Here is a 26405-nt window from a genome sequence, read left to right as displayed (position 1 = left end):
CCCAATGCTGACACACCCGACCCATGAACGGCTGATTACGCTCGGCTTGACCGGAATGGCCAAGGCCCTCCAGGAGCAGCGACGATCACCGGATCTCGATGCCCTGTCGTTCGAGGAGCGCGTCGGATTGCTGGTCGATCGCGAAGCCGCCGAGCGCGACACCAAACGTCTCACGACCCGTCTCAAGTTCGCCGCGTTGCGCCAGAGCGCATGCGTGGAAGACGTCGATTTGCGCACGCCACGCGGTATCGACCGCAGCGTCTTCGCCAGGCTCGTCGGCGGCGACTGGATCGACCGCAACGAGAACCTGCTCGTCACAGGGGCAACCGGGCTCGGCAAGAGCTGGATTGCCTGCGCCCTCGGCCACAAGGCCTGCCGCGACAATCGTTCGGTCCAGTATCACCGCGTCCCGCGCCTGTTCGAGGCGCTCGCCCTCGCTCGCGGCGACGGCCGATATGGCCGGCTGCTCAAAACCATCGGCCGCGTTCAACTTCTGATCCTCGATGATTGGGGCCTGTCAGTTCTAAATCCGCCCGAACGGCGCGACCTTCTGGAGATCCTCGACGATCGCCACGGTCGCGCCTCCACCATCGTCACCAGCCAGGTCCCCGTCGAACATTGGCACGACGTTATCGGCGACCCAACCCTCGGCGACGCCATCCTGGACCGCCTCGTTCACAACGCTCACCGCCTGCAACTCTCCGGAGAAAGCATGCGAAAACAAAACGCCCGCAATCACACTCTTGACGCCAACTCAAACCCCTGACCCAATCACCATGTCGGCCAAAGCGGCTGTTCACGATCGCGCGAAATCCCTGCTCACCATCGCGTGAAATCACCGCTCACCATCAGCGAAATGCGCACGTAGGACATAAAATCTTCGCTGCATCGGGCCGCGAAGCATGGCAGACTCGGGCCAATGAGTGATTTGCCTGATGAACTGCCGAGCGATCCAGCCGAGTTGCGTGCCTTTGCCGCGGCTCTGCTGGATCGCTGCGCCAGGCTCGAGCGGTTGCTCAAGCTTGCAAAAGACGCGCAGTTCGGTCGATCGTCGGGAAAGCTTGACGCTGATCAGCTCCAGCTTATTCTGGAGGATATTGATCAGGCTGTCGCGGCTCTCGAAGCAGCCGAGGACCGCGCCAATCCCAAAACACGCGAGAAGAGAGCTGCCGAGCGCAGGGCCAATCGTGGCAAGCTGCCGGAGCATTTGCCGCGCATCATCGAGACCCTGATGCCCGCTGCAACCTGCTGCCCATGCTGCGCAGGCGACCTTTTTGAGATCGGTCACGATGAGAGCCAGAGGCTGGACGTCGTACCGGCGCAGTATCGCGTTATCGTCACCCGCCGCCCCAAACTGGCCTGCCGCGCCTGTCACGGCGTCGTCCTCCAGCATGCTGCTCCCGAGCGATTGATCAGGGGAGGACTGCCGACCGAGCGGCTCGTCGCGCATGTGATCGATGCCAAGTATCATTGGCATTTGCCGCTTTACCGCCAGACGCAGATGCTGGCGACGCACGGTATTGCCATCGACCGTTCCACGCTCGCCTTCTGGGTCGGCTATGCGGCCCAGGAATTGAAGCCCTTGTGGCATCGACTGCGCCAGCTTCTGCTCGCCTCTCCGAAGCTCTGTGTCGATGAGACCCCGGCGCCGGTGCTGGATCCCGGGCGCGGCAGGACCAAAACCGGCTACTTCTGGGCGCTGTCGCGCGATGACAGGCCTTGGGCCGGGCCTGATCCGCCCGGCGTGGTCTATGCCTATGCACCAGGCCGCGGCGCCGTTCATGGCTTGCGACTGCTCGAAGGCTATCGCGGCATCATCCACTGCGACGGCTATCAGGCTTACAAGACCATGATGCGAGAGACGCGTGCGGACGCCTTGTCCGGGACGCTCGCATTCTGCTGGTCGCATCTCCGGCGCCAGTTTGTGAAGATCGAGCGCGAGGCTTCGCCGGCGCCGGCGCCGGTTGCCCGCGAGGCCCTCGAGCGCATCGCCCAGCTCTACGCGGTCGAGAAAGCCCTCCGTGGCCGATCTGACGCCGAGCGCCGCGCGGGCCGGCAGGCGCATGCCCGGCCGTTGGCTGCAGCCTTGAAGCAGTGGTTTGAGGCGAAGCTTGGTCACCTCGCGCAGAAGAGTGAGACGGCGAAAGCTTTACGCTATGCACTGCGTCATTGGAACGGCTTGACGCTCTACCTTGATGACGGGCGCATCGAAATGGACACCAACGCAGTCGAGCGTGCGATGCGGCCGATCAAGCTCAATGCCAAGAACGCCCTGTTCGCCGGGTGTGACGAGGGTGCTGAGAATTGGGCATTGCTGGCGTCGCTCATTGAGACCTGTAAGCTCAACGGCGTCAGCGCCGAGTATTGGCTTGCCGACGTTCTCGCAAAGCTCGTCAATGGCTGGCCGGCGGCACGGCTGGACGAACTGCTTCCCTGGGCATCCACCTATACGATGCATGCACAAGATCCGAGGCTTGCGGCATGAGCCTCAGCACGACCGCGGTCCGGATCAAGGTGACCCTCAAGGACGTGAAACCGGAGGTGATGCGATGCCTTGTCGTGCCGCTCACGCTGCGCCTTGATCGGCTGCATCTGACGCTTCAGGCGGCGTTTGGCTGGACGAATAGCCATCTCTTCGAGTTTTTGGCTGGCGAAGGACGTTGGGGTATCCCTGATCCCGATGGAGATTTTGGCCCTCAGCCCATCGATGCTCGCAAGACGCGGCTCTCCAATATCGTTCACGAGACCGGCGCGAAGACGATCCATTATCTCTACGACTTCGGCGACAGCTGGGATCACGTGATCAAGCTCGAAAAGTGGTTCGACAACACGACAACGGAGGGACTTCCCCTCTTGCTCGAGGCCGCCGGCCGTTGTCCTCCGGAAGATGTCGGCGGTGCGTCAGGCTATACCGAATACCTCGACGCCATCCGCGACCCCACCCATCCGGAGCACGAACAGATGCGCCTCTGGGGCCCTGAGCAGTTTGATCCCAACGTCGTCGACCGGAAGGCGCTCGAGGCCGCCGTCAACGCATTGTCGGAAATATGGAAGCCGCGCCGGCGCACCACGCGTTCAAAATAGACGTCAAGCACCAATCAAATGGGCCTCAGAGCGACGCTTACGGTCATCTTCGCCAGACCCACGAAGTAGGCCAGTTCGCCTGTCCGACCTCACCGATATGGGCGAGCTTTGGGTAGCCATCGCGCCGCAGATGTGGCCATTGGCGTGTTGTTGTGACGCACAGCACTCCATGAGCCAAAATGCTACTCACGCAGCGGGGATCCCAGTTGTGAGAGTCGCCTCCCGCGAAGCCCGAGCGGCTCATGCTGCAAACGACGCCGCGATCAATCATCAAACGCTGGAAAGGCCGCTGGGAAACACCGTACGAACGGGCTCATGCAGCAGGCCTAGGTGGAAGGCGGCATCCCCAACCCAGTCCGATCTGTTCAAAGACATCGTCACACTCGCCTATACGACCATGATCTAAGTTACACCTCTGAGAAGGCCTCCGGCATGCCCGCCGCAGGCCTTCTTATATGAGTCAACGCGCAAGGGCTTGGGTGTCTTCGTTGAATGATTCTCGGAAATTGGCGGTTCACAGAGCTTCGGAGCTCTTTAGGCTGATCCTCTGCAATAACGTCGTACAAGAACGCATGTCGATCGTTTGCGTTTCTGGCTTCCGAAACGAGAGCGGTGAAGCAGCTCCCTGCCGCGAGGTCTGCGGCCCAACACCCAAAAGCAGCCATCGACGGCGCCAGTGCTAAGCTTACGCCCCTGATCGGCATACCAGCCGATCTCGATTGATGGATACTCGTAATTGCGGGTGAAAAAGAGGCATTGCTCGCATTTTTGCAGAACTTCTCTCATTTGTCCTCGATCTTTGCAGCCTTTATGCGCTGGTCGCGCCTTAGATGTGTGCTGGGTGGGAGTTTAGAAGCACCACTTTCTCCCTGATAGCAGACGGTCTCCAACATGCTCAAATGAAACGCATCCGCGCGGTTCTCATCCGACCGATGGATCGGGGAGGGGAGAGCGGCGCGCTGGCGGTCACATGTGCGACGGTCAGCTGCCTCATATGCACACTTGTTGGCGACTACATGGTCGCTTCGATTGACAGGTCCGCGTGCATGTCGCGGTGCCCGCGACGTCGACAGCGACGCCCAGCAAGGACACCGTGAGCAGCTGTCCAGGATGAACAGTCGATAAAGGTGCGGCAACTAGGAACAGCAGCCCGAAGCATATTCGGTTGATTCTGGGGACTAAGATCATGAAGTTAGGCGAAGCGATTGCGGAAATTCTCAGGCGCGAAGGCATCGAAATTCTTTGCGGCTATCCGGTGAACCATCTGATCGAATATGCCGCAAAAGCCGACATCCGTCCCGTCATGGTGCGCCAGGAGCGCGTCGGCGTTCACATGGCAGATGCGATCTCTCGGATTACCTCGGGTGAGAAGATTGGCGCCTTCTGTATGCAGCACGGCCCCGGCGCAGAGAACGCCATGGGTGGCGTCGCGCAATGCTTTGGTGAGTCAGTGCCCGTGCTCGTGCTGCCGATGGGCTATCCGCGCCGGATCGCCAACATAGAGCCAAACTTCAACTCAAGCCAAGCGATGCGCCCTTTCTCGAAGTCATCCGAGCCGATCACGCTCGCCTCAGAAGTCACCAATATCTTTCGCCGGGCGTTTACCAAGCTGAAGAATGGTCGCGGCGGACCTGTGGTGGTCGAAATCCCCACGGACATGTGGAATGAGGAGGTTCCGGAGCCCTTAAACTACACGCCGGTGCTGCGCACCCGCTATGGTGCGGATCCGGCGCACATCAAGCAAGCGGCGGCGCTTCTAATCGGCGCCAAACGCCCGGTGATCTATGCTGGCCAGGGTGTACATTATGCCCGGGCCTGGCCGCAACTGAAGCGGCTTGCCGAGCGGCTGGCGATCCCCGTCACCACGAGTCTGGCCGGCAAATCTGCGTTTCCTGAAACGCATCCGCTCTCGCTGGGCTCCGGCGGGGTCGCGATGCCGCGCGCCGTGTCACACTTTTTGGCCGAAGCCGATGCCATCTTCGGCATTGGCTGTTCCTTCACCGAGACTGATTTCGGCATCGCCATGCCCAAGGATAAGACCGTAATCCATTCCACGCTCGATCCCAACCATCTCAACAAGGACGTCGAAGCGACAATCGGCCTTGTCGGAGATGCCGGTCTCGTGCTCGATGCACTCTTGGCGGAGGTCGGCAAGAGCGTCACGTCGGACCGTGACGCGCGAGGGGTGGCGGAGGAAATTGCAGCCTCGCACAAGGAGTGGCTCGCAAGGTGGATGCCGAAGCTAACAAGCAAAGACGCACCGCTCAGCCCCTATCGCGTGCTGTGGGACCTTCAGCACACAGTTGACATCAAGAACACGATCATCACTCACGATGCGGGCAGCCCACGTGACCAGCTCACGCCTTTCTGGAAGTCTGTCGAGCCGCTGTCCTATCTCGGCTGGGGGAAGACGACGCAACTCGGCTACGGCTTGGGGCTCGCAATGGGCGCGAAACTCGCGCGGCCGGAAAAGCTCTGCATCAACGTCTGGGGCGATGCGGCCATCGGATTTACCGGGATGGACTTCGAAACGGCTGTGCGAGAACGAATTCCAATTCTATCGATCCTGCTCAATAACTTCTCAATGGCGTGCGAGCTGAAGATCATGTCGGTCTCAACCGAAAAGTATCGCTCCACCGACATCTCCGGCGACTATGCAGCAATGGCGCGCGCCTTCGGCGGTTATGGCGAGCGTATCATAAGGCCTGAGGATATCGTACCCGCGATCAAGCGCGGGATCGACAGGACTCGGGACGGCGTTCCGGTGCTGCTCGAATTCATCACCTGCAAAGAGACCGATATCTCGCGCCCAGGGACTTGAGCCATGAGGGATGCCTTATCTACAGCTGAGCCGCCCGGCGCGAGCGGAGCTCTGCACAGTGCGCAGATCGCTACTTAGCGAACCGGTGATCTGAACTTCGAATACATCCGGACCTCGTAGCTCGGTTAATGCCGTCGGATTCTGCGGATTGACCGCTCCGGGGACGCCTCACAGATGCTCGACCAATTCATCTGCAGATAGTGACGCCTTTTTGTAGTCATGGCGTTTCCCTTCATTTGGTAAAGATAACTGGGGGAGCGTTCCCGTGGATACACCGAAAACGAAGCGCTATCGAACCAACAATAGGACCCGCCTGTAATTGATCCGCAACCGTAAGCGCGCGGCCAGTCATGATCATCAAACACTATGGTGCTCGTCGCGTGCGAAAGCGGCGTTGTGCGCCATACGCTGATTGCCCCCGGGATGCGGCGCAACTCCTGCGGAGTACTAGTCACTTGACTCTGAAGTTCGCCACATAAACTTTGCTGGGCTATGGCCGACGCGTTTGACGCGAGCGAGAGGCTGGTCTGCGGACTTGGTGAACGCTTTGACTTTTTGATTGTGCAATTCGAAATGAAGGCATGGATGAACCGCTCCGGGTTTGCCGGAGGCCATTTGGTTTAAGTTATGCCGCCATGGCGGGGTGTTCCATCATGGCGTAGTAGCGTTGCTCGGCTTCGGCCGGCGGGATGTTGCCGATGGGCTCGAGGAGCCTTCGGTTGTTGAACCAGTCCACCCATTCCAGCGTCGCGAACTCGACGGCCTCGAAGCTGCGCCATGGTCCGCGCCGATGGATCACCTCCGCCTTGTAAAGTCCATTGATCGTTTCGGCGAGAGCATTGTCATAGGAGTCTCCGACGCTGCCGACAGAGGGCTCCACGCCGGCTTCGGCCAGGCGCTCGGTGTACTTAATGGATACGTATTGGCTGCCCCTATCGCTATGATGCACGAGCCCGCCACGATGGACCGGCCGTCGATCATGCAATGCCTGCTCCAGCGCATCGAGCACGAAGCCTGCATGCGCCGTGCGCGAGGCTCGCCAGCCCACGATCCTGCGGGCATAGGCGTCGATGACGAAGGCGACGTAGACGAAGCCGGTCCAGGTCGCGACATAGGTGAAGTCGGAGAGCCAGAGGACGTTCGGCCTCGGCGCCTTGAACTGGCGGTTGACGTGATCCAGCGGGCATGGCGCGGCCTTGTCGCTGATCGTGGTCTTGACGGGCTTGCCGCGGATGACCCCTTGTAGGCCCATGTCCCGCATCAGTCGCGTCACGGTACAACGGGCAACATCGAACCCTTCACGCTTGAGCTGCCGCCAGACCTTGCGCACGCCGTACACGCCGAAGTTCTGATAGAAGACGCGCCGGACCTCGATCTTCAGCGCAGCATCCTGCCGGGCGCGCGCCGACAGCCTGGCGGGATCTCGCCGCTTGGCCACATGGGAGTGATAGGTCGAGGGGGCGATCGGCAGCACCTTGCAGATCGGCTCGACCCCATGCGCCCCACGATGATCCTCGATAAAGGCGATCATGGCTTGGACCGGCGGTCGAGCTCCGCCATCGCAAAATAGGCGCTTGCCTTGCGCAGGATCTCATTGGCCTGCCAAAGCTCGCGGTTCTCTCGTTCGAGCGCCTTCAGCCTCTCGGCCGTGTCGGTCGGAACGCCGGCCCGCTGCCCGCTATCGATCTCGGCCTTCTTGACCCAGTCATGCAGCGTCTGCGGCGTGCAGCCGATCTTGGCCGCGATCGACATCACTGCCGCCCAGCGTGACGGGTGCTCGCTGGCGTGATCCAGAACCATCCGAACCGCTCGGGTCCGGACCTCGGGTGAAAACTTGTTTGTCGTCTTGCTCGTCATGGCTCCATCCTCTCGCAGTTGGAGCCTCCGGCAAACCCCGGGGCGGTTCATGGATGCCGGCCTGGAGCTGGCTGAGCGAGGTGTGAAATCCGATTGATTCATGACGCGGAAGTCAGCGTGAACTGGACATGATAGGCGGCGGGCGGGGGCCGACCAGCCGAAATCCGTTGAAGAAGGCGCCGACGCGCCGAATATGCGCGTGAGCAGACCGTTTATTGCAGAAATCGAGATCACGCTATCGCTATGATTTGGGAACGCTTGAACGTTGTCCTCGCCGTTCGTGCGCCGGATGGAGAAGTTACGAAGCGCGACAGCATGAGCACGAAATGGGCGAGATTCTACTCGACAACGAGTACTACTATTAGTCCTTAGACGAGCAGACACGTTCGAACCTGAAACAGGAACTTCATACGATGCCCGAATGGGACTACATCATCGTCGGTGGTGGCTCGGCCGGCTGCGTACTTGCCAATCGCCTCAGTGAGGATGCGCGCGTCAAGGTACTGCTGCTCGAGGCTGGTCCACGCGACCGATCGATGTGGATCAATATTCCGGCAGGCTACACCAAGCAGCAGCTCCGCAAAACCTTCAGCTGGAACTTCCAGATCGATGGCGGCGTGGGCACGCACCGCCTCCCATGTACTAGCGGGCGGGGGCTAGGTGGCTCGAGTTTGATCAACGGCATGCTCTATGTGCGCGGACAGCCGCTCGACTACGACACCTGGAGCCAACTAGGCAATCACGGATGGTCGTATAAAGATGTACTGCCGTATTTCACAAGATCAGAACACTACGAGGGTCGCGGCGAGGAGTCGCGCGGCAAAGGCGGGCCACTAAATGTACGCGACAGCAGCGAGCACCATATGCTTGGCGACGCGCTTATCGAAGCCGCCGAGGCCAGCGGCTTTCCACGCAACCTCGACTACAATGACGGGCAGCAGGAGGGCTTCGGCTACTTCCAAGCGACTATCAAGAACGGTGAGCGCTGGTCGGCGGCTCGCGCATTCCTGGAGCCGGCGCGTAGCCGGTCCAACCTGCACATCGAGACCAATGCGCTTGTCAGCCGCATCCTGTTCGAGGGAAAGCGCGCGATTGGAGCCGCGTATAGGCTGCACGGCGAAATTCGGGAGGCGCGCTGCGGAGGTGAGGTGATCGTCTCTTGCGGCGCTATTCAGTCCCCCGGCGTGCTAGAGCTCTCGGGCATCGGCCAGCCGCGAGTCCTGAGGAAACTCGGGATCGAGGTCTGTCACGAGTTGAACGGTGTTGGCGAGAATTATGGCAACCACTTCTGTGTAAGCTTAAGTCATCGCATCAACCGGCCGATCACATTTAACGAGCAAGCCCGGGGCTTGGGACTATTGCGCGAAATCATACGGTACTATGTGAATGGCACAGGTCTGCTTACTCGACCAACAGCACTGGTCGCCGGCTTCGTGCGCACCCATCCCAGTCAGCCGACGCCTGACGTGCAATTCCACATGGCGCCCGGCACTAAGGATCCGTCCCGGCCGGGACACCTCGAAAAAGAACCCGGAATGAGCGTCGCGATCAACCAATGCCGGCCCACTTCGCGCGGTTCGATACATGTCCGCTCGACAATCCCCGGTAGCGAGCCAGCCATCGAGCCGAAGTATTTATCTTCAAAGACAGACTGCGACTCCACTGTGTACGGGCTGCAGATCGCACGCACGATCATGCAGCACCCTGTCATCGCCAAGTGGACTTCTTTCGAGATCTGCCCTGGCGATAAGGTGCAGAACTACGAAGAATGGCTTGATTACGCTCGACGTACCGGAGCGGGACTCCATCATTTTGTCGGCACTTGCAAGATGGGCAGCGATCCGATGGCAGTGGTTGATGACCGCCTGCGTGTGCGCGGCTTTGTTGGGCTTCGCGTGATTGATGCTTCTATCATGCCGACGGTTCCTTCCGGCAACACATACGCGCCGACCATCATGGTCGCCGAGAAAGGAGCAGACATGATCAAGGAGGATGCTAAAGGCGGCATCAGGCTCAATGGCCCCCGCCTCGCCGCATCTTCCGCGATTTAGCACTGTGCTGCCAACCCCAGATTCAATCAGTGCTGGACCGTCAGCGCATTGGCGCATGCAGCGACATGCAGGGTTCGCGGGGAGTCGACGCGAGTCGCCCGAGTAGGTGCCGCAGCTTATATTCAGATTGGCCATTCGACCGGATTCGGATTTTCGCGATTGGGCAGCGCCCCCTTCGCCATCACTGTCGGATCCCACGCGGCCTCAGAGCTTGAATAAGCGTCAAACCTCGCCAAACTTTGCCAAGAACTTGTTCGAGAGCTTGTTCGAAGCTTACTGCGGAGCGTCTGTCGAGAATTGCCTTTGCGTTGCACAACGATCGTGAAAGCCGGTACACAACGCCTAGGCGCGAAGATGATCTTATAACGACCCTAAACTTCGAAATGGACTGATACGACGCGCAATTTCGACGATCCGACGCCGAAGATTGTTGAAAATCAACTCGGTGGTCCCGATAAATAGATGATTGGATTTTATCGTCCGCAACGCGATCGACGTTAGCAATTCCCGTAGGGAAGCATTGACTCTACTGCAGGTGCTCGACGTGCACGAGCCGATTGGCTGGGGGGAAGCAGTTGCCCGCGAGAATGCAGCTCGAGATCGGCATGTCGTGACGATCTGGGCGTAACGGTGTCTATGTGACGCACGATCAGAGGGAGGCGTTGACCATGTCTAGCCGGATTGCGGTGTTCAATGATGGCGTCATCCAACAGCTCGCTGCTCCGGCTGACCTCTACGAGGAGCCGCAGAACGCGTTCGTCGCTCAGTTTACCGACGAAAATAACCGGCTGCTGGGGAACGTCGTGGCGATCAACGGCACAGCCTGCAAGGTGGAACTTCCCGCCGGTCACAATGTGCAGGCACTTGCGGTCAACATCCAGGCAGTTAGCCGACGGACCCTGCTTTCATTACCGCCCGAGCGGGTGAAGCTAAAGCCGGCGCCGGGCTCACTTCCCAATTTTTTCAGCGCGCAGGTCACAGAGCTCATCTATTTGGGAGATCATGTGCGCACCCGCGTTTCGGCGTGCGGCCATGATGACTTTGTGGTCAGGCTGCCGAAGTCGGACTCGGTGGCGCGAGTTGAACCCGCCGCAGAGATCGCATTCGGCTGGAAGACGGAGCATTGTCGGGCGCTCGACGCGCCCTGACAACGACCCGAACCTTACTTTGAGCGAGATAGCTGTCTTCGGCAGCGCCGCCTCCATCCTGGGGCATAGAGGAGAATCGACGATGAGAAAGTCATTGGTGACCGCGAGCGCTCTCGCCGTAACTGTTTTAGCGCTGAGCTCGCTGCTCCCCCTCAAATTTGCCTTCGCGGGCGATCAGCTCACGATCACCGCTGGTGGCGGAGCCCTTCAGGCAAGCCAGCGTAAGGCCCTGTTCCAGCCCTTCTCGAAGGCGACTGGGATAAAGATCACCGAAGACGAATACAATTTTGAGGTCGACAAAATACGAGCGATGGTCGAAACGAAAACGGTGAGTTGGGATGTGGTCGACATCAATCAATCGGCGGCCATAAAGCTATGCGACTCGGGTATCCTCGAACCGCTCGACTGGAAGAAGCTGGGTCTGGACCAAGCCAAGTTCCTGGGGGACAGCAGGTATGAATGCGGCGTGCCGACTCACGTTTCTGCAACAGTTGTCGCCTACGACAAAGACAAGCTGCCAAATGGCCCAAAGGCCGTCGCCGACCTGTTCGATCTCGAGAAGTTCCCCGGAAAGCGCGGGCTGTATAAGGACCCTTACACTAACCTCGAATGGGCGCTGATCGCCGATGGCGTGTCCAAAAAGGACGTCTACAATGTGCTCCGGACGTCCGAAGGCGTGGAGCGCGCGCTCAAAAAACTCGATACGATCAAGAAAGACGTAATCTGGTGGACAAGCGGCGCGCAGCCACCGCAGTTACTAGCGGACGGTCAGGTCGTCATGACCTCGGCGTGGAACGGCCGGATCTATGATGCTGTGAAAAACTCCGGTAAGCATTTCGAGATCATGTGGGACGCGCAAATTGCGACATTTAACCTGTGGGCAATCCCCAAGGGCACTCCGCACCGGGACGAGGCTTATAAATTTATTGGTTTCGCCGCTTCGCCTCACTCTCAGGCCGAAATGACGCGCTTTATCGCCTACGGTACCGGCAACACGGAGGCAGCGAAGCTCATCGATCCGACGATCCTGGCCGACCTTCCAACTGCGCCGGAGCATGCGGTGCAGGCGATCGATTTTGACGTCCTCTTCTGGATTGAGAATGGCGATCAACTGCGTCAGCGCTTCACGGCTTGGCTTGCCAAGTAAGACCATGACTTTCGCGAGGACCCGGGGAGGATTGGATTCCGATGATAGCCTGCAAAATTCGCCGGCAACCTGGGCGGTATGCTGCTGGATATGAAGCTGCCGTGCATCAAAGCACGAGCGCAGGCTGAGGGCTTGCGCCCTTTTCTTGCGTCTCCTGCTGCTAATCCCTGCTAAGTTTTGTTTTGCTGATCGGCCGTATGCTGTTCAATAGCCCGGGACGATACGCTGCTGTCCTGTTGCGGCCGCCATAGCAGCTCTGAGGAGATGGCGAAGGACGACACCTTACCCTATGAGCCGCGCATGCTGCTCTCGCTGAACATTCACGTCGACCTGGGTCGCAGAACATCGATCGTGCGATCGCATACGCACGAACTATGAATTAACTGGCGCTATCACGAGATTGTATCGAGTGCCCGCAAGACGAGCACCCTTTCCGCGGCACCGAGGGCGCCGTGAATCGACGTCGAAGATCTTGATGGCATTTGCGATCGAGGAGCCACCGCTCGCACATCATCACTTTGGCCGTTCAGATCTGTGGCATCCGTTCGTTCTCACTTATCGTTCTTGCGGCTGCATCTAGTGAAAATCTTTGTAAGTAGCGATGAGATGCACAATTCCAACGCTGTGGCTGCCGAGATTGACGAAAAGCGGCTCACTGGTCCGATATCGTCCGTCAGGCCGCGAGTCAACGCAGATCGGGGAACAGTGGATCTGATGCGTTCGCCTGATGCGAGCGTGTCCTTACGATCTCAATTGTCCGCAGCTGTTGCTATTTCTCGAAAGCCAATTGTGGCCTGGTCGTCAACAGCGGCGCAGTAGTGGACGCCAGGACGCGCAGGGGAGGAAAGAGGAGCGATGCCGGACTCGAGCTTTGTGGAATTTTGCGACGTTCAGAAGACCTATGATGGCGAAACACTGGTCGTAAAGAACCTCAACTTGGGCATCGCTCAGGGTGAGTTTCTGACCATGCTTGGACCGTCTGGCTCTGGGAAGACGACCACGCTCATGATGCTGGCCGGCTTCGAAGCGCCCACCCATGGCTCGATCCTGTTGGCCGGGCGCTCGATCGGCAAGACACCGCCGCACAAGCGCGACATCGGAATGGTATTTCAGAACTACGCGCTTTTCCCACATATGACCGTGCAAGAGAACCTCGCCTTCCCACTCAAGGTTCGCAAGATCGGCAAGCCAGAGACGGAGATCAGGATCAAGCGGGTACTCGACATGGTCCGGCTCAGCGCCTACGCAGGACGTCGGCCCGGACAGCTTTCCGGTGGCCAGCAGCAGCGTGTCGCACTCGCACGCGCGCTCGTGTTCGATCCCAAGCTCGTGCTCATGGACGAGCCACTTGGCGCGCTCGACAAGCAGTTGCGCGAGCGAATGCAGCTCGAGATCAAGCATATCCACGAAAATCTGGGTGTAACGGTGGTCTATGTGACGCACGATCAGGGGGAGGCGTTGACCATGTCTAACCGGATTGCGGTGTTCAATGATGGCGTCATCCAACAGCTCGCTGCTCCGGCTGACCTCTACGAGCAGCCGGAGAACGCGTTCGTCGCTCAGTTTATCGGCGAAAATAACCGGCTGCTGGGGAACGTCGTGGCGATCAACGGCACGACCTGCAAGGTGGAGCTTCCCGGCGGTCATAATGTGCAGGCACTCGCGGTCAATATCGAGGCAGTTGGCCGACGGACCCTGCTTTCACTACGGCCGGAGCGGGTGAAGCTTAATCCGGCGCCGGGCTCACTTCCCAATGTTTTCAGCGCGCGCGTCACAGAGCTCATTTATTTGGGAGATCATGTGCGCACCCGCGTTTCGGTGTGCGGCCATGATGACTTTGTGGTCAAGCTGCCGAACTCGGACTCGGTGGCGCAAGTTGAACCCGGCGCAGAGATCACACTCGGTTGGAAAACGGAGGATTGTCGGGCGCTCGACGCGCCGTGACAACGAGCCAAACCTTAACTTTGACCCAGATAGCTGTCTTCGGCCTCCATCCCGGGGCATAGAGCGAGAACGGACGATGAGAAAGTTATTGGTGACCGCGAGCGCTCTCGCCATAACTGGTTTGGCGGTGAGAGCGCTGATCCCCCTCAAACCTGCTTTCGCCGGTGATCAGCTGAGGATTGTTGCTCCAGGCGGGTCTTTCCGGGCAAGCCCCAGCAAGGCCCTATGCCAGCGCTTCTCGAAAACCACCGGGATCAAGATCACCGAAGACGAATACAACTTTGAGTTCGACGAGATCCACCCCATGGTCCAAGCGAAGACCGCCAGCTGGGACGTGGTCGACATCGATCAATCTGCGGCCATAAACTGCGATTCGGGCATCCTCGAACCGCTCGACTGGAAGAAGCTGGGTCTTGACCAGGCCAAGTTCCTGGCAGACGGCAAGTATGATTGCGGCGTGCCGACTCACGTCTCGGCCGCAATCGTCCCGTACCACAAGGACAAGCTGCCAAACGGTCCCAAGACCATCGCCGACCTGTTCGACCTGGAGAGCTTCCCCGGAAAGCGCGGACTTTATAAGGATCCCTGGCCCAATCTCGAATGGGCGCTGATCGCCGAGCGCGCGGCCAAAAAGGACGTCTACAATGTCATCAAGACGCCCGAAGGCCTGGAGCGCGCGTTGGGGAAGCTCAATAGAACCAATGAGGACGTAATCTGGTGGACGGCGGAAGCCGAGCCGCCGCAGCTGGTCGCCGACGGCCAGTTCGTCATGACGGCGAGCTGGCACAGCCAGATCTACGATGTTGCTAAAACTGCGGTAAGCATTTCGAGATCATGTGGGATGCTCAAATCATGAGCTTCAATTTGTGGCCAATCCGCAGGGGCTCTGCGCACCGAGACGGGGCTTATAAGTTCATTGGTGTCGCCGCTTCGCCTCAGCCTCAGCCGGAGCTTGCGCTTTTGTATCGCACCGGTTCGGGCAACAAGGGCTCAGACCCGCTACTTGATCCGGCGATCCTGGCCGGGATTCCGACTGCGCCAGAGCTTGCGGCCAAGGCTGCTGAGTTATCTGAGGTCATGTTCTGGACCGACAAGCACAGCGAGTTGCGCCAGCGCTTTACCGCCTGGCTTGGGAAGCAGCAGTGAACCAATGGCGGAGAGGGCTACCGTCCTCCTCGTCACCTCAAATGCACGAACAGAGAGAGGAATTGATGGCGACGATGGCCGTCCAAATCGCTGGCAGCCTCAACGGCATGCCGCTGCGTATCAAGCTCCAGCGGATCGAGCGCGCACGCAAGCTGAGGGCTTTGGCACTTGTCCTGCCTCTCCTGCTGTTCATTCTGATCAGTTTTGTTTTGCCTATCGGCCGTATGATGTTCAATGCGGTCCACGACGATACGCTGCTGTCCCTGATGCCACGAACGATGGCAGCGCTGAGCGGGTGGGACGGAAGGGACCTGCCCGAGGAGACGGTTTACGCAGCACTGGTCAACGACTTGAAAACGTCATGGGCGCAGAAGTCCGCGGCCCGGATCGGCGAACGAATTAACCATGAGCTACCCGGCGCTCGCAGCGAGGTAATATCGAGCGCCCGCAAAGTAAGCACGCTTTCCGCCGGTCCCTACAAGGCGGCGCTGATCGAGATCAATCCGCTATGGGGACGGCACGAGGTCTGGACCCTATTGAAGCGCGGAAGGTCAGCCTTTACCGCCATTTACCTGCTGCGAACCGTGGACTACCAGTATGGTCCCAACGGTCAGATTGTCGCCGCACCGCCGGAGAGCGCGATCTTCCGCGACGTCTTCTTGCGCACGCTCGGCATTAGCATCGGTGTAACAGCCGCGACTCTGCTGCTCGGCTTCCCACTAGCCTATCTGCTGGCGACATTGCCGCGCAAGACCAGCAATCTTCTGATGATCATGGTCGTGCTGCCGTTTTGGACCTCCCTGTTAGTACGCACGACCGCTTGGGTCGTGCTCCTGCAGCAGCACGGCATCATCAATGACACCTTGATGGCCATGCATGTCATATCGCAGCCAGCTGAGCTCATCTTCAATCGAGTCGGGACCATCGTGGCCATGACCCATATCCAGCTGCCCCTTACCCTTCTGCCGATATACAGCGTCATGAAGACGATCTCTCCAAACTATGTCCGTGCGGCTCGCTCGCTCGGCGCTGGTCCTTTCTACGCTTTCTGGAAAGTCTACTTCCCGCTCACCCTGCCAGGAGTCGGCGCCGGCTGTCTGCTGACCTTCATTTTATGCCTCGGTTACTACATTACCCCCGCATTGGTCGGCGGGCCGGCTGATCAAATGGTTAGCTCTTTCGTGGCTTATTATACGAGCGAAGCGCTCAATTGGGGCATGGCCTCGGCGCTCGGCGCCATCCTGCTCATTGCCACGCTGCTACTGTACTATGTTTTCAACAAGCTGGTCGGCATCGAGCGGATCAAGATGGGATGAGAACGATGGCTGCTTCCGTCTATACCTCTCCAATGGAGAAAGGATGGTATTATCTCCACCGGCTGCTATGCGGGGCGGTGCTGCTGTTTCTAGTCGCGCCGATCCTCGTGATCATCCCACTGTCTTTTAACTCCGTGCCCTTCTTCACCTATCCCATGCCAGGCCTGTCGCTGCGGTGGTATGAGGAATTCTTCCTGACTCAACGATGGCAAGGGGCACTCTACAACTCACTCTTCGTTGCCGTTTCCGTCACGCTTCTGTCTACGTTTTTAGGAACGCTAGCCGCGCTCGGGCTCAGCCGCCCGCACTTCCCCTGGCGAACGCCGGTGATGAGCGTGCTGATCTCGCCGATCATCGTACCGGTCGTGATCACCGGTGTTGGCATGTATTTTTTCTATGCCGATGTCGGGCTGCTTAACACCTTTGCTGCGCTGATCTTGGCGCACACCACGCTGGCTACGCCCTTCGTCGTTATCACCGTCTGCGCGACCCTGACGGGCTTTGACCACTCGCTAACCCGCGCTGCCGCCGGACTCGGCGCCCCGCCAGTCACTGTCTTCTTCAAGATCACTTTGCCACTCATACTTCCAGGAGTGATCACTGGCTCGCTCTTCGCCTTCATCACCTCTTTCGATGAGGTGGTGGTCGCGCTTTTTGTATCGAGCGCTGACCAACGCACCTTGCCAAGGGTTATGTTTTCGGGGATCCGAGAGTCGATTAGTCCCACTATCACTGCGGCAGCGACGGTGCTGATCCTGTTCTCCCTCACTATGCTGACCACAATTGAGTTACTGCGGCGGCGCTCCGAACGGCTGCGCGGTATACGCCGTACCTGAACGCCTGCCGATCGCGTGTTGCAATTTGTACGTAAAATGGCCGAAGAAATGATCTCGTTGGACCAACAGTTATCCCGCCGCCCTCAGGCGACCGCGGACGCGCCCGCAGTTAGTTGTTGCGATGTCAGCCTTAAATCGAGCCACTTGGAGCAGCGGACCAACCGCCTAGGCTCGGTCTCTTTGAGATTGAAGCGCCGGTCGACGAGCAGCCACTCGCAATTTCGCGCGCTGTGGTGGGCTTGCCGCATGAAGATCTCGGCTCCTCTAATCACGCCATCGTTCAAGCTCACCAGGGCCTGGCTGCCAAGGCGCTAGTCGGTGATCTAACCGGGCGGTTAGTTGACTACCAGCGGTCACGCACTTCCGGTCGATGAGCGATTGCGCGACTATTGCGCTCCTCGGGCAAGTCAGTGACGTCGCACTCAGTTGCGGACAAGCGGATCGCGAGGATAACGGCAGCCCGCGGCGCAATGTACGGACATGCTAAGCGGCCGGCCGGCGCGCGGTAGCCATTAACGACGACGTATCAACTGCCGCCGGAGGTCGGAACATCCTCGGACCTGCGATCGACGCTTTCGGCACGTCAACATCCTCATCTGCAAGGCAGGCATCTTGCGCAAACAGGCATTTGCCAAGATGTCGGGGGAGGTCTGGGATCCCAAGGTCAATCTGAAGGGGACATATTGCTGCACGTTGCCCGTTCGGGTTATAACAGAGCTGGCCCCGCAAATTTGAACAGGAGGATACGTGGAGTGTCTGCCTGACGGCGGCGATAATCGCCGCGAACAGGAGAGACCATGAGCAGACGACCGCGCCGGAACCACACGCCGGCTTTCAAGGCCAAGGTGGCACTCGCTGCCGTGAAGGGCGACCGAACGATAGCTCAACTGGCTGAGCAATTTGACGTCCATCCCAATCAGATTATGGCGTGGAAGGCGCAGCTCGAGGGAGGAGCTTCCGAGGTTTTCGGATCTGGAAGTGTGACGGCCGCCGTGCCGGCTGTGGACGTAAAGTCGCTGCACGCCAAGTTCGGCGAGCTGACGCTGGAGAACGATGTTTTGGAAGGTGCGCTCACCACGGCGGGATTGCTGAGCGCAAAGCGATGATCGACCGCGAGCACGATTTGTCGATCACGAAGCAAGCGGAAGTCTTGCAGATCAGCCGTGGCAGCGTCTATTACCTGCCGCGCCCGGTGTCGGACGCCGATCTCGCGGTCATGCGGCGTCTCGATCGGCTGCATCTGGAGTTTCCTTTCGCCGGTTCGCGGATGTTGAGAGGCCTGCTGGCTGCCGAGGGGTGCAAGATCGGCCGGCGGCATGTCAAAACGCTGATGCGGCGGATGGGGATAGAAGCGCTCTATCGCCGCCCCCGAACCACGAAGCCGGAGCCCGGCCACAAGATTTATCCGTATCTGCTGCGCGGCATGGAGATCACGCGTCCGAACCAGGTCTGGGCGATGGACATCACTTACATCCCGATGGCGCGCGGCTTCGTGTATCTCGCTGTCGTGCTCGATTGGGCTACCCGACCAGTATTGTCATGGCGGTTATCGATCACGATGGAAGCGGCCTTCTGCGTCGAGACCCTAGAGGATGCCTTGGCGCTGCACGGCCGGCCTGACGTCTTCAACACCGACCAGAGTTCACAGTTCACCGGTGCGGACTTCACCGCCGTGCTCGCCGGCAACGGCATCGCCATCAGCATGGACGGCAAAGGGGCTTGGCGGGACAACGTGTTCGTCGAGCGGTTGTGGCGCAGCGTCAAGTACGAGGAGGTGTATCTGCGGGCCTACGAGACCGTCAGCGAGGCGCGCGACTCGATCGGCAGATATCTCGACTTCTACAATCGCCGCCGTCCCCACTCGAGCCTTGACGGCAGCACACCTGATCAAGCCTACTTCACCCCACTGCCAATCCGCTTGGCAGCCTAACCCCGGCAGAGGCTCCACTTATCAACGCGGAGATTCTGTTCAGACAATCGGGACCAGCTCAAACTGATTCTTCGGCTCCTCAATCACCTGCAAGGTTCAGTAACCTGCAAGGTGCGCCATGCGGTGCGCGTGATAGTCCGCGTCGCCGAACAGTTCGGCTAGCACTCGCTGTCGTTTCATATAGAAGCCGATCTCATACTCGTCGGTCATGCCGATGCCGCCGTGCATCTGAATGCCCTCCTGAACAGCTAGCGCGCTAGCCATGCCTGTCACGGCTTTAGCCGCCATGACAGCCTGTTCGGCTTGCCCGTCGTGACGGTCAAGCAGCTGCTGGGCCTTGAGGACGGCGGCGCGGGCGACCTCCATCTCCGTGTAAAGGTGAGCGGCGCGGTGCTGCAGCGCTTGAAAGGAGCCAATCAGACGGCCGAACTGCTTTCTCTGTTTGAGGTAGTCGATAGTCATGTCCAGTGCGCGGGAGCCCACGCCTATCATTTCAGCCGAGGCCCCGGCACGCAACGCGCTCAGCGTTTTCGCCAGGCAACTAAAACCGTCATCCACGTCGCCGATAACTGCGTCTGCGACGACCTCCACGCCGTCGAACCTCAGACGTGCTGCGAAGCTCGCATCGATGAGACGTTCGGTCTCCGCCGTGAGATCCGCCGCGTTACTCTCCACAAGGAATAGCGTGATGCCCATCTCCTCGTCGTACGAGCCAGCAGTTCTCGCCGCCACTACCAAGAAGTCAGCTACGTGGCCGTATGCTACAAACCGTTTCTCGCCTGTGAGCCGAAACACACTGCCGACGCGCTCGGCCTTCAATCCGATCCGGCCCGGCTGATGACGCACCGACTCGTCCAGAGCTAGCGAGCCCACCGCGTTGCCGGCACAGATCCGAGGCAGCCAGGTTTGCCGCTGCTCTGCTGAGCCGTTCTTCAGCGCTGTCACCGCGCCAATCGCCGTCAAGAGGAACGGGGAGGGTGTAAGATTACGGCCAATCTCCTCCAGCACGATACCAGCCTCGACGTGCCCGAGCCCGGAGCCACCGTCGGTCTCATCCAACAGGACGCCGTTTAGGCCGAGCTCAGCGAAGCGCTTCCAGAGATCGGGCGAAAACCCAATCCTGTCTCCTGCATCTCGCAGCGCGCGCATATGGCTGACCGACGCTTGTTCTGCAAGAAACGATCGAACGGTGTCAGCAAGCATCGTTTGATCTTCAGTGTGGAAGAGGGGCACGATTTCACGCTCCGGGCAGCTGGAGAATACGTTTGGCGATGATGTTGAGCTGCACCTCAGACGTGCCGCCTTCAATTGAATTGGCTTTGGTACGCAGCCAAGCACGAGCGTCAGCGCCCTGCTGAGAGCGCTCGCTGTCCCATTCCAGCGCGTCCGAGCCGCCTGCGGCCATGATCAACTCGTAGCGCAGCTTGTTCAACTCAGTTCCGAAGTACTTGATCATCGATGCCTGCGCCGGATGACCGCGCCCGTGCTTTAACTCGTCGGCAAAACGCTCGGAGGCTGCTTTGAACGCCTGAGCGCGGACCTCGAACAGCGCAATGCGGCTCCTCAGGATCGGATCGTCCAGTCGTCCATTCGGTTCGCTTCCGAGCGCCAATTTGGCCCTCTCGCCGAGTGACAGCCGCGGACTTTCCAACCCGGTGCCAGAAATATTTTCGCGTTCATAACTGAGCAGGTATTTCGTGATTTCCCAGCCTTTGTTTATTTCACCTACGAGGTTCTTCTTCGGGACCTTTACGTTATCGAAAAACGTCTCGCAAAACGGCGAGTATCCGGAGATCAGCTTGATGGGCTTGACCGAGACCCCAGGCGTTTCCATGTCGAAAAGCAGGAACGAGATGCCGTTGTGTTTGCTCGACGTATCAGTTCGCACGAGGCAAAAGATCCAGTCCGCCTTATGGGCGTTACTGGTCCAAATCTTCTGACCATTTACAAGAAAGTAGTCGCCCTTGTCCTCTGCCCGAGTCGCCAGCGACGCGAGGTCAGAGCCGGCGCCTGGTTCGGAATAGCCCTGACACCAATGGATTTGGCCGGCCGCCATCTTTGGCAGGTGTTGTATCTTCTGTTCCTCGGTCCCGTATCTCATCAGCGTTGGGCCCAACGTTTCGAGGCCGAATGAGTCCAGTGGATTGCGGCAGCCGAGCCGGTCCATCTCCTCGCGGAGGATCTTCGTCTCCTCATGCGAAAGCCCTGCACCGCCGTAGTTTTTCGGCCAGCTTGGCGCAGTCCAGCCCTTGTCGGACATGCGTTCCAACCAGACCTTTTGCGCGATATTCTTGAAGACGGCCCGACGGCCGCCCAAGACGTTGTCGTCGGCGGACCGAACAGGCTCGCGCATTTCCGAAGGGCAGTTGGCCATAAGCCATGCACGTACGTGTTGCCGGAATGACTCAAGATCGCTCACCCTGGTACACCTCCACTTGCTAATTTCACGTCACCGCTAAGCTGTGACGTCGTTCGCGCAATATCCGATAGCTGCAGCATCGAAAGATCAGGCGCTATGTTAGGGCGGCTGCTATAATCGGCATCGAAGATTTGCTCCTACCGGACCGCGCCGCACAGCGCACGGTAGCAGCGAACCTAGCGCATCGATGATGACAAAAGCCGTCAAAAAGCGACAATTGAAGCGGAATTTCCTCGAAAGCCACGCGGCTTGCGCCTTTAATCGCAAAGGACGGTTTGCAACATTAACGGCTCCGCGCCGTATCCACACCTTTACCACAAGTGTCGCATCTGTTGATGCACTCGGTCGTCCGCAATCATCGGTGGGCTAGCTGGATCTTGGCCTCGTCCCTGATCGACAGGTGCGCGTGAACGCCCACGTCGATTTCCCTATCACTCCACATCGGATTCGATAGGAATGTAACGTTGTGCCGCAGCACCGCTGCCTGTCTCGGATGATCCGCTACGACGACCTGTGCAGCGATCATCTTCAAACTCGCGCCTCGCTAAACGCCGCCGGTTTAGCTAGGTAGCTGAGAGGAATAGCTACGGCACAGCGGCGGCGTCCTTGCAGCATTTCGCCGCCCATCGGCGGACATTCGCGCAATTTATGCAATCGGCTTGGCTATCCTTGTAGGGCCCGATTGAGAAGATCTCGTCAGCCCCCCGCAATCTTTCGGGTGGTACAGACGGCTCGATGTTTCTCGCGTTCGTTGGCGCCAATGTTGATGGCCGGGCTGGAAGCCATTGACAACTCGAAATGGATCATAGGGCAGCCAACTATCAAAGCTATGGGGGAACATGGATCAAATTGTCCAAACCGAACTCCACAACAAAATCGCGGTTATCACGATCAACAGTCCGCCCGTAAATGCACTCTCGGCGCGCGTGCGAGATGGACTGCTCGAGAGTTTCCAGCGTTTTCTCGCCTCCGAGGCTGACGCTGTGGTGCTGATCTGCGAAGGGCGCACCTTTATTGCCGGGGCCGACATCAAGGAACTCGGCAATCACCCAACGGGTGCGAGCCTGTTCCAGATACAGACCGCGATCGAGAATTCGACGAAGCCGGTCGTTGCTGCGATCCACGGCGCCGCTTTGGGCGGTGGACTAGAGGTGGCGCTGTGCGCTCACTACCGTGTGGCGGTCGCCTCCGCCAAGTTGGGGCTGCCGGAGGTGGCGTTGGGCCTCATTCCAGGCGCAGGAGGCACGCAGCGGCTGCCGCGTCTCGTGGGCGTCGAGAATGCGCTGGACATAGTAACCTCTGGCCGCCATCTGAGCGCCATGGAAGCACTGGGCATGGGATTGGTCGATGAGCTCGTCGAAAGGGTGAACTGAAGGAGGGCGCCATCGCGTTCGCGCTCAAGGTGCTGGCCAAGGGCGGGCAGCTGGTAAGGATCCGCGATAAAACTGCCAAGCTCGAGACGGCCAAAGGTCATCCCGAGATCTTTGACAAATTTAGGAGGGCCAACGCGCGGAAATTCCGAGGGGTGCTGGCGCCCAAATACAACATACGCAGTATTGAAGCCGCAGTGAATTTAAACTCGTTTGAGGAGGGGCTGCGAATCGAGCAGCAACTCTTCGCGGAGCTGGAGTCCGGCCCCCAATCGCGAGCTCAGCGTTACTACTTTTTTGCCGAGCGCAAGGCGCGGAAAATCCCGGATGTTCCGGACAGCACGCAGACACGGCCAATCACTAAAGTCGGCATCCTAGGCGCAGGCACTATGGGTGGCGGTATCGCCATGAACTTCGCCAACGTCGGCATCCCCGTGACCATAGTTGAGATCAAGCAGGAGGCGCTCGACAGGGGCTTCGCCGTCATCAAGTCGAACTACGACCGAACGGCTGTCAATCGGCGTTCGACTGGGACCCCCTATCGGCATCCAAAAGGGGCTCTGACGCATATTCGATGATCGTGATTGTTTTTATGGCGCGCCAATCAGCCTAGCCTGAAGGAGATCGAGCTTAGCGCGCCCGTACATTTGCCGTTTGACCAGCTTGAGCTTGGTGATCTGAGCTTCCACTTGGCCATTGGACCATGGTTGCGTGATAGCCGCGTGCACCGCGCCCTTATCGTTGGCAATGCCATTCGCGAACGAGGCAATGAGGCTCCGCTTGGAGTCATCAATCCAAGGTTCGAGCTCCATCTCGGCCTTCTTTCGGATCATCGCGTGGAAGCGGCCAATGAGAGCTTGGGCATCGGCCAGCATAGGAACGTTTTGTTCGATGACCGCAAGCGTGACGGTCTCGGCTTTGGTTAGGTGGTCGCGCTTCGTCGTCATCAGCTGCGCTATCGTCCTGGCGGCGGGGACCTTCTGCAATTGTTGATGGCTGATAGTCTCGGCACGTCGCCGTCGCGTCGCCCATTCTGCCACGACGCGCAGCGATCCCTTGAAGCCTTGTCCCTTCAAGCGGCGCCAGAGCTCGGCACCGTTGCGACAGCCGACTGACCACTGCGCGTCCAGGAACGGCAGATGCCCGTCCAGGGTGCTTTGACGGGTGCGGAACATATCCGTACCGCCGCCGCGGCTAATTTGGCGAACCAGATTGCGACTATGTCCTGTGCGGCGGACGATCTCCTTGAGCGACACACCGTCGCTGACGAGAGCCGTAATTACGGCATGGCTGTCCTGCCGCCGCAAATAGCCCTGATAGCGCAGCTTTTCCGCACAGGTCAGCAATTCCGGGTTGATCGTCGTCGCTCCAATTGCGGTTCGGATTCTGTTCATGGAGCGGCGCACCGCATCAAGGAAGGCCGCGCTCGCATTTTCCATCAGATGCCAGCGGTCGGCGACTTGGATGGCGTTCGGCAGCGCCTTGGCTGCTGCCTCGCCGTATCCACCACCGCGATCTCGCGACACAATGTTGATCGCTGGGTGCTTCGATAGCCACGCCCGAACGGTCGCAGTTTCCCTGTCGGGCAGCAGGGTAACGATCCGCCGGCGCTCCAAATCGCACACGATCGTCCCGTATCGATGATTTCTCCGGAACGCCCAGTCATCGATGCCCACAACAAGCAATGGATCTGTCGGCATCGCCGTCCGCCGGCGGACCACCCGCAGCAAGGTATCGTTGCTGACGGGCAGCATGAGCCGCTTGGCGAAGCTTGCCGCCGGCCGGCCGCCGAGCGCCAACCCCAAGTGATGGACGATGTATTCCAGCCGTGCCGTCCGGCGCCGTCGAAGCAGGACGATGTCTTCTCCAAACCGCTCCGCGAAGATCCGCCGGCGGCAATGCGGCACCTCACATGTGAAGCGCCGCGTGAGCAATCGGAGGCGCACCCTTCTGCCCGCTGACGGCAAATCAGCCACGTGCCGGATGTATCGGCTATGGATTCGGCGCGATGCTGTCGCGCACAAAGGGCATTGGGCCTCCGCAGCCTCTGACCGAACAGCCAGAATAACCGAATCCATTGAGTCACTTACACCATCAAACACCAAACCACTCGGTACTAGCGATGAGATTTGAAAGCCCGTCCGCATGGCGCTGATTCTCCGTTTGAGAACCACAGTCGCCCCGCAAACTTCATCGGAAATGAGTCAGACCCCCGATTGGATGCCGATCACCCCGAAAACGGGGTCCTTATTCCATGCCGAAACACAAACGGCCGCGCGCGGCGGCTTGACGCTCGAACAGGTGAACCAGCGGATGGATCTTCTGAGCGGCTCGCTCTCGATGGAAGAGTTCGCTAACTGCGACCTAATCATCGAGGCGGTGTTCGAGCGCGTGGACATCAAAAGGCAGGTGTTCACCAAGCTAGACGGCATCTGCAAGTCCGGCGCGATCCTGGCCACGAATACGTCGGAGTTGAACGTCGACGAGATCGCTGCGGCGACGACCCGACCGGAGGACGTGATCGGACTGCACTTCTTTTCCCCGGCCAACGTGATGAAGCTGCTCGAGGTAATCCGCGGTGATAAGACGGCGAAGGATGTTATCGCGACATCGATGAACTTGGCCAAGAGGATCGGCAAGATTGCGGTGCTGGCGGAGGTCTGCCACGGCTTCATCGGCAACCGCATATTGACGTCACGTGAACGCGAAGCCAAGAAACTGGTTCTAGAGGGAGCGAGTCCCTGGGACGTGGATCGGGTGCTGTACGAGTTCGGCTTTCCAATGGGCTCCTTCCGCATGGCCGATCTGTCTGGATTAGATCTCGGTTGGGTGAGGGAGGAATCAACAGGATCTACCTTGCGTGAACTCCTGTGCGAGATGGGTCGTTTGGGCCAGAAGTCTGGCGCCGGCTACTATGACTACGACGATAACCGCAACGCCAAACCCTCGCCAATCACAGAAAAGATTATTCGCGACTTCATCGCCAAAACCGGCAAGATTCCTCGCAGCATCTCTGATGGGGAGATCCTCGAGCGCTGCCTTTATCCAATGATCAATGAAGGTGCGAAAATCCTGGAGGAGGGCAAGGCCCTTCGGGCTTCCGACATCGATGTGGTTTGGGTCAACGGTTACGGCTGGCCGGTCTACCGCGGCGGGCCGATGTATTACGCTGATCAAATCGGACTAGGTAAGGTCCTCGGAAAGATGAAAGAGCTGCAGCTCTCCATGGGCCATGACTTCAAGCCGGCGCGCTTGCTGGAAAAGCTGGTTGCCGACGGCAAGACGTTCGCCAGCTTCGATCAACGCGTGAGCTAGCCTAGTTAGAACTCGGTTCAT

At 59.1% G+C, this 26405-nt stretch carries 20 protein-coding genes and 1 other annotated feature; of the genes, 16 read left to right on the top strand and 4 right to left on the bottom strand.

Going from position 1 to position 26405, the window contains the following annotated elements; translation table 11 throughout:
• Positions 1 to 4 precede the first annotated feature (4 nt).
• The 4 genes from istB to IVB54_RS32645 all read left to right on the top strand — a co-directional run bounded on the left by istB (position 5) and on the right by IVB54_RS32645 (position 5905).
• Positions 5 to 766 carry an IS21-like element helper ATPase IstB gene (istB, locus tag IVB54_RS32660; RefSeq protein WP_247776699.1) on the top strand — a complete coding sequence of 254 codons (762 nt, stop codon included), beginning with the start codon at positions 5 to 7 and terminating at the stop codon, positions 764 to 766.
• A 153-nt stretch (positions 767 to 919) separates the two neighbouring features.
• Positions 920 to 2485, top strand: coding sequence for an IS66 family transposase (locus IVB54_RS32655; protein WP_247776698.1), 1566 nt, complete (start codon positions 920 to 922; stop codon positions 2483 to 2485).
• The gene (locus IVB54_RS32650; RefSeq protein ID WP_085394294.1) at positions 2482 to 3084 is read left to right on the top strand and encodes a plasmid pRiA4b ORF-3 family protein; all 603 of its coding nucleotides are present in this window, start codon (positions 2482 to 2484) and stop codon (positions 3082 to 3084) included. The genes IVB54_RS32655 and IVB54_RS32650 overlap by 4 nt, the downstream gene beginning before the upstream one ends.
• A 1186-nt stretch (positions 3085 to 4270) precedes the next feature.
• Positions 4271 to 5905, top strand: a complete 1635-nt coding sequence (locus IVB54_RS32645) for a thiamine pyrophosphate-requiring protein (protein WP_346658859.1) — start codon at positions 4271 to 4273, stop codon at positions 5903 to 5905.
• Between the two features lie 625 nt (positions 5906 to 6530).
• On the opposite strand, the gene IVB54_RS32640 is transcribed toward IVB54_RS32645, so the two are convergent.
• Positions 6531 to 7762 (bottom strand): IS3 family transposase gene (locus IVB54_RS32640; protein ID WP_247776696.1). Its coding sequence is split into 2 segments (ribosomal slippage): positions 6531 to 7471 and positions 7471 to 7762, totalling 1233 coding nucleotides; the frame shifts between segments, so codons are not numbered across the junction.
• Positions 7362 to 7478: a sequence feature (AL1L pseudoknot), on the bottom strand. Its footprint overlaps the gene before it by 117 nt.
• Positions 7763 to 8175: 413 nt before the next feature.
• Here IVB54_RS32640 and IVB54_RS32635 point away from each other — a divergent pair.
• The 9 genes from IVB54_RS32635 (at position 8176) to IVB54_RS32590 (ending at position 19280) form a co-directional block, all read left to right on the top strand.
• Entirely contained in the window at positions 8176 to 9813 is a 1638-nt protein-coding gene (locus tag IVB54_RS32635; protein ID WP_247776695.1) for a GMC family oxidoreductase N-terminal domain-containing protein, read from the top strand.
• Positions 9814 to 10481: 668 nt separating this feature from the next.
• The gene (locus IVB54_RS32625; RefSeq protein WP_276577061.1) at positions 10482 to 10961 is read left to right on the top strand and encodes a TOBE domain-containing protein; all 480 of its coding nucleotides are present in this window, start codon (positions 10482 to 10484) and stop codon (positions 10959 to 10961) included.
• 82 nt (positions 10962 to 11043) lie between these two features.
• Positions 11044 to 12108 (top strand): ABC transporter substrate-binding protein, encoded by a 1065-nt coding sequence (locus IVB54_RS32620; RefSeq protein WP_247776694.1) that lies wholly within the window; start codon positions 11044 to 11046, stop codon positions 12106 to 12108.
• 855 nt (positions 12109 to 12963) lie between these two features.
• Complete coding sequence (locus IVB54_RS32615) at positions 12964 to 14052, top strand: ABC transporter ATP-binding protein (protein ID WP_247776693.1); 1089 nt, start codon at positions 12964 to 12966, stop codon at positions 14050 to 14052.
• A 76-nt stretch (positions 14053 to 14128) separates the two neighbouring features.
• Positions 14129 to 14908 (top strand): extracellular solute-binding protein, encoded by a 780-nt coding sequence (locus IVB54_RS32610; protein ID WP_247776692.1) that lies wholly within the window; start codon positions 14129 to 14131, stop codon positions 14906 to 14908.
• Complete coding sequence (locus IVB54_RS32605) at positions 14905 to 15198, top strand: hypothetical protein (RefSeq protein ID WP_247776691.1); 294 nt, start codon at positions 14905 to 14907, stop codon at positions 15196 to 15198. Before IVB54_RS32610 ends, IVB54_RS32605 begins: the two co-directional genes overlap by 4 nt.
• A gap of 65 nt (positions 15199 to 15263) precedes the next feature.
• Positions 15264 to 16514 (top strand): ABC transporter permease, encoded by a 1251-nt coding sequence (locus tag IVB54_RS32600; protein WP_247776690.1) that lies wholly within the window; start codon positions 15264 to 15266, stop codon positions 16512 to 16514.
• A 5-nt stretch (positions 16515 to 16519) separates the two neighbouring features.
• Complete coding sequence (locus IVB54_RS32595) at positions 16520 to 17350, top strand: ABC transporter permease (RefSeq protein WP_247776689.1); 831 nt, start codon at positions 16520 to 16522, stop codon at positions 17348 to 17350.
• Between the two features lie 797 nt (positions 17351 to 18147).
• Positions 18148 to 19280 (top strand): IS3 family transposase gene (locus IVB54_RS32590; protein WP_247776688.1). Its coding sequence is split into 2 segments (ribosomal slippage): positions 18148 to 18406 and positions 18406 to 19280, totalling 1134 coding nucleotides; the frame shifts between segments, so codons are not numbered across the junction.
• A gap of 96 nt (positions 19281 to 19376) precedes the next feature.
• On the opposite strand, the gene IVB54_RS32585 is transcribed toward IVB54_RS32590, so the two are convergent.
• Together IVB54_RS32585 and IVB54_RS32580 are read right to left on the bottom strand one after the other, a co-directional pair.
• The gene (locus IVB54_RS32585; protein ID WP_247776687.1) at positions 19377 to 20513 is read right to left on the bottom strand and encodes an acyl-CoA dehydrogenase; all 1137 of its coding nucleotides are present in this window, start codon (positions 20511 to 20513) and stop codon (positions 19377 to 19379) included.
• A 4-nt stretch (positions 20514 to 20517) separates the two neighbouring features.
• Positions 20518 to 21699, bottom strand: coding sequence for an acyl-CoA dehydrogenase family protein (locus IVB54_RS32580; RefSeq protein WP_247776686.1), 1182 nt, complete (start codon positions 21697 to 21699; stop codon positions 20518 to 20520).
• 839 nt (positions 21700 to 22538) lie between these two features.
• Here IVB54_RS32580 and IVB54_RS32575 point away from each other — a divergent pair.
• Positions 22539 to 23072 carry an enoyl-CoA hydratase/isomerase family protein gene (locus IVB54_RS32575; protein WP_247776685.1) on the top strand — a complete coding sequence of 178 codons (534 nt, stop codon included), beginning with the start codon at positions 22539 to 22541 and terminating at the stop codon, positions 23070 to 23072.
• A 29-nt stretch (positions 23073 to 23101) separates the two neighbouring features.
• On the top strand, positions 23102 to 23647 hold the full coding sequence (locus tag IVB54_RS32570) for a 3-hydroxyacyl-CoA dehydrogenase NAD-binding domain-containing protein (RefSeq protein WP_247776684.1): 546 nt from the start codon (positions 23102 to 23104) through the stop codon (positions 23645 to 23647).
• Between the two features lie 12 nt (positions 23648 to 23659).
• Here IVB54_RS32570 and IVB54_RS32565 read toward each other — a convergent pair whose 3' ends face one another.
• Positions 23660 to 25216 (bottom strand): ISL3 family transposase, encoded by a 1557-nt coding sequence (locus IVB54_RS32565; RefSeq protein ID WP_247776683.1) that lies wholly within the window; start codon positions 25214 to 25216, stop codon positions 23660 to 23662.
• Here IVB54_RS32565 and IVB54_RS32560 point away from each other — a divergent pair.
• A complete protein-coding gene (locus IVB54_RS32560) occupies positions 25215 to 26384 on the top strand; it encodes a 3-hydroxyacyl-CoA dehydrogenase (protein ID WP_247776682.1) in 1170 nt (389 codons plus the stop codon). The genes IVB54_RS32565 and IVB54_RS32560 overlap by 2 nt on opposite strands.
• The last annotated feature ends 21 nt before the right edge of the window (positions 26385 to 26405 follow it).

The organism is Bradyrhizobium sp. CW1, from assembly GCF_023100665.1.
In the GTDB taxonomy this organism is placed as follows: domain Bacteria; phylum Pseudomonadota; class Alphaproteobacteria; order Rhizobiales; family Xanthobacteraceae; genus Bradyrhizobium; species Bradyrhizobium canariense_D.
Note: the sequence above shows the minus strand (reverse complement) of the source record. Positions and strands in the feature narration are given on the sequence as shown.

Excerpts from the sequence above, each read along its gene's own strand:
- IVB54_RS32610 (WP_247776692.1), top strand. The coding sequence starts at position 14,129 with ATGAGAAAGTTATTGGTGACCGCGAGCGCTCTCGCCATAACTGGTTTG.
- IVB54_RS32645 (WP_346658859.1), top strand. The coding sequence starts at position 4,271 with ATGAAGTTAGGCGAAGCGATTGCGGAAATTCTCAGGCGCGAAGGCATC.
- IVB54_RS32655 (WP_247776698.1), top strand. The coding sequence starts at position 920 with ATGAGTGATTTGCCTGATGAACTGCCGAGCGATCCAGCCGAGTTGCGT.
- IVB54_RS32600 (WP_247776690.1), top strand. The coding sequence starts at position 15,264 with ATGGCGACGATGGCCGTCCAAATCGCTGGCAGCCTCAACGGCATGCCG.
- IVB54_RS32650 (WP_085394294.1), top strand. The coding sequence starts at position 2,482 with ATGAGCCTCAGCACGACCGCGGTCCGGATCAAGGTGACCCTCAAGGAC.
- istB (WP_247776699.1), top strand. The coding sequence starts at position 5 with ATGCTGACACACCCGACCCATGAACGGCTGATTACGCTCGGCTTGACC.
- IVB54_RS32560 (WP_247776682.1), top strand. The coding sequence starts at position 25,215 with ATGGCGCTGATTCTCCGTTTGAGAACCACAGTCGCCCCGCAAACTTCA.
- IVB54_RS32635 (WP_247776695.1), top strand. The coding sequence starts at position 8,176 with ATGCCCGAATGGGACTACATCATCGTCGGTGGTGGCTCGGCCGGCTGC.
- IVB54_RS32615 (WP_247776693.1), top strand. The coding sequence starts at position 12,964 with ATGCCGGACTCGAGCTTTGTGGAATTTTGCGACGTTCAGAAGACCTAT.
- IVB54_RS32575 (WP_247776685.1), top strand. The coding sequence starts at position 22,539 with ATGGATCAAATTGTCCAAACCGAACTCCACAACAAAATCGCGGTTATC.
- IVB54_RS32595 (WP_247776689.1), top strand. The coding sequence starts at position 16,520 with ATGGCTGCTTCCGTCTATACCTCTCCAATGGAGAAAGGATGGTATTAT.
- IVB54_RS32620 (WP_247776694.1), top strand. The coding sequence starts at position 11,044 with ATGAGAAAGTCATTGGTGACCGCGAGCGCTCTCGCCGTAACTGTTTTA.
- IVB54_RS32625 (WP_276577061.1), top strand. The coding sequence starts at position 10,482 with ATGTCTAGCCGGATTGCGGTGTTCAATGATGGCGTCATCCAACAGCTC.
- IVB54_RS32565 (WP_247776683.1), bottom strand. The coding sequence starts at position 25,216 with ATGCGGACGGGCTTTCAAATCTCATCGCTAGTACCGAGTGGTTTGGTG.
- IVB54_RS32605 (WP_247776691.1), top strand. The coding sequence starts at position 14,905 with ATGAGCTTCAATTTGTGGCCAATCCGCAGGGGCTCTGCGCACCGAGAC.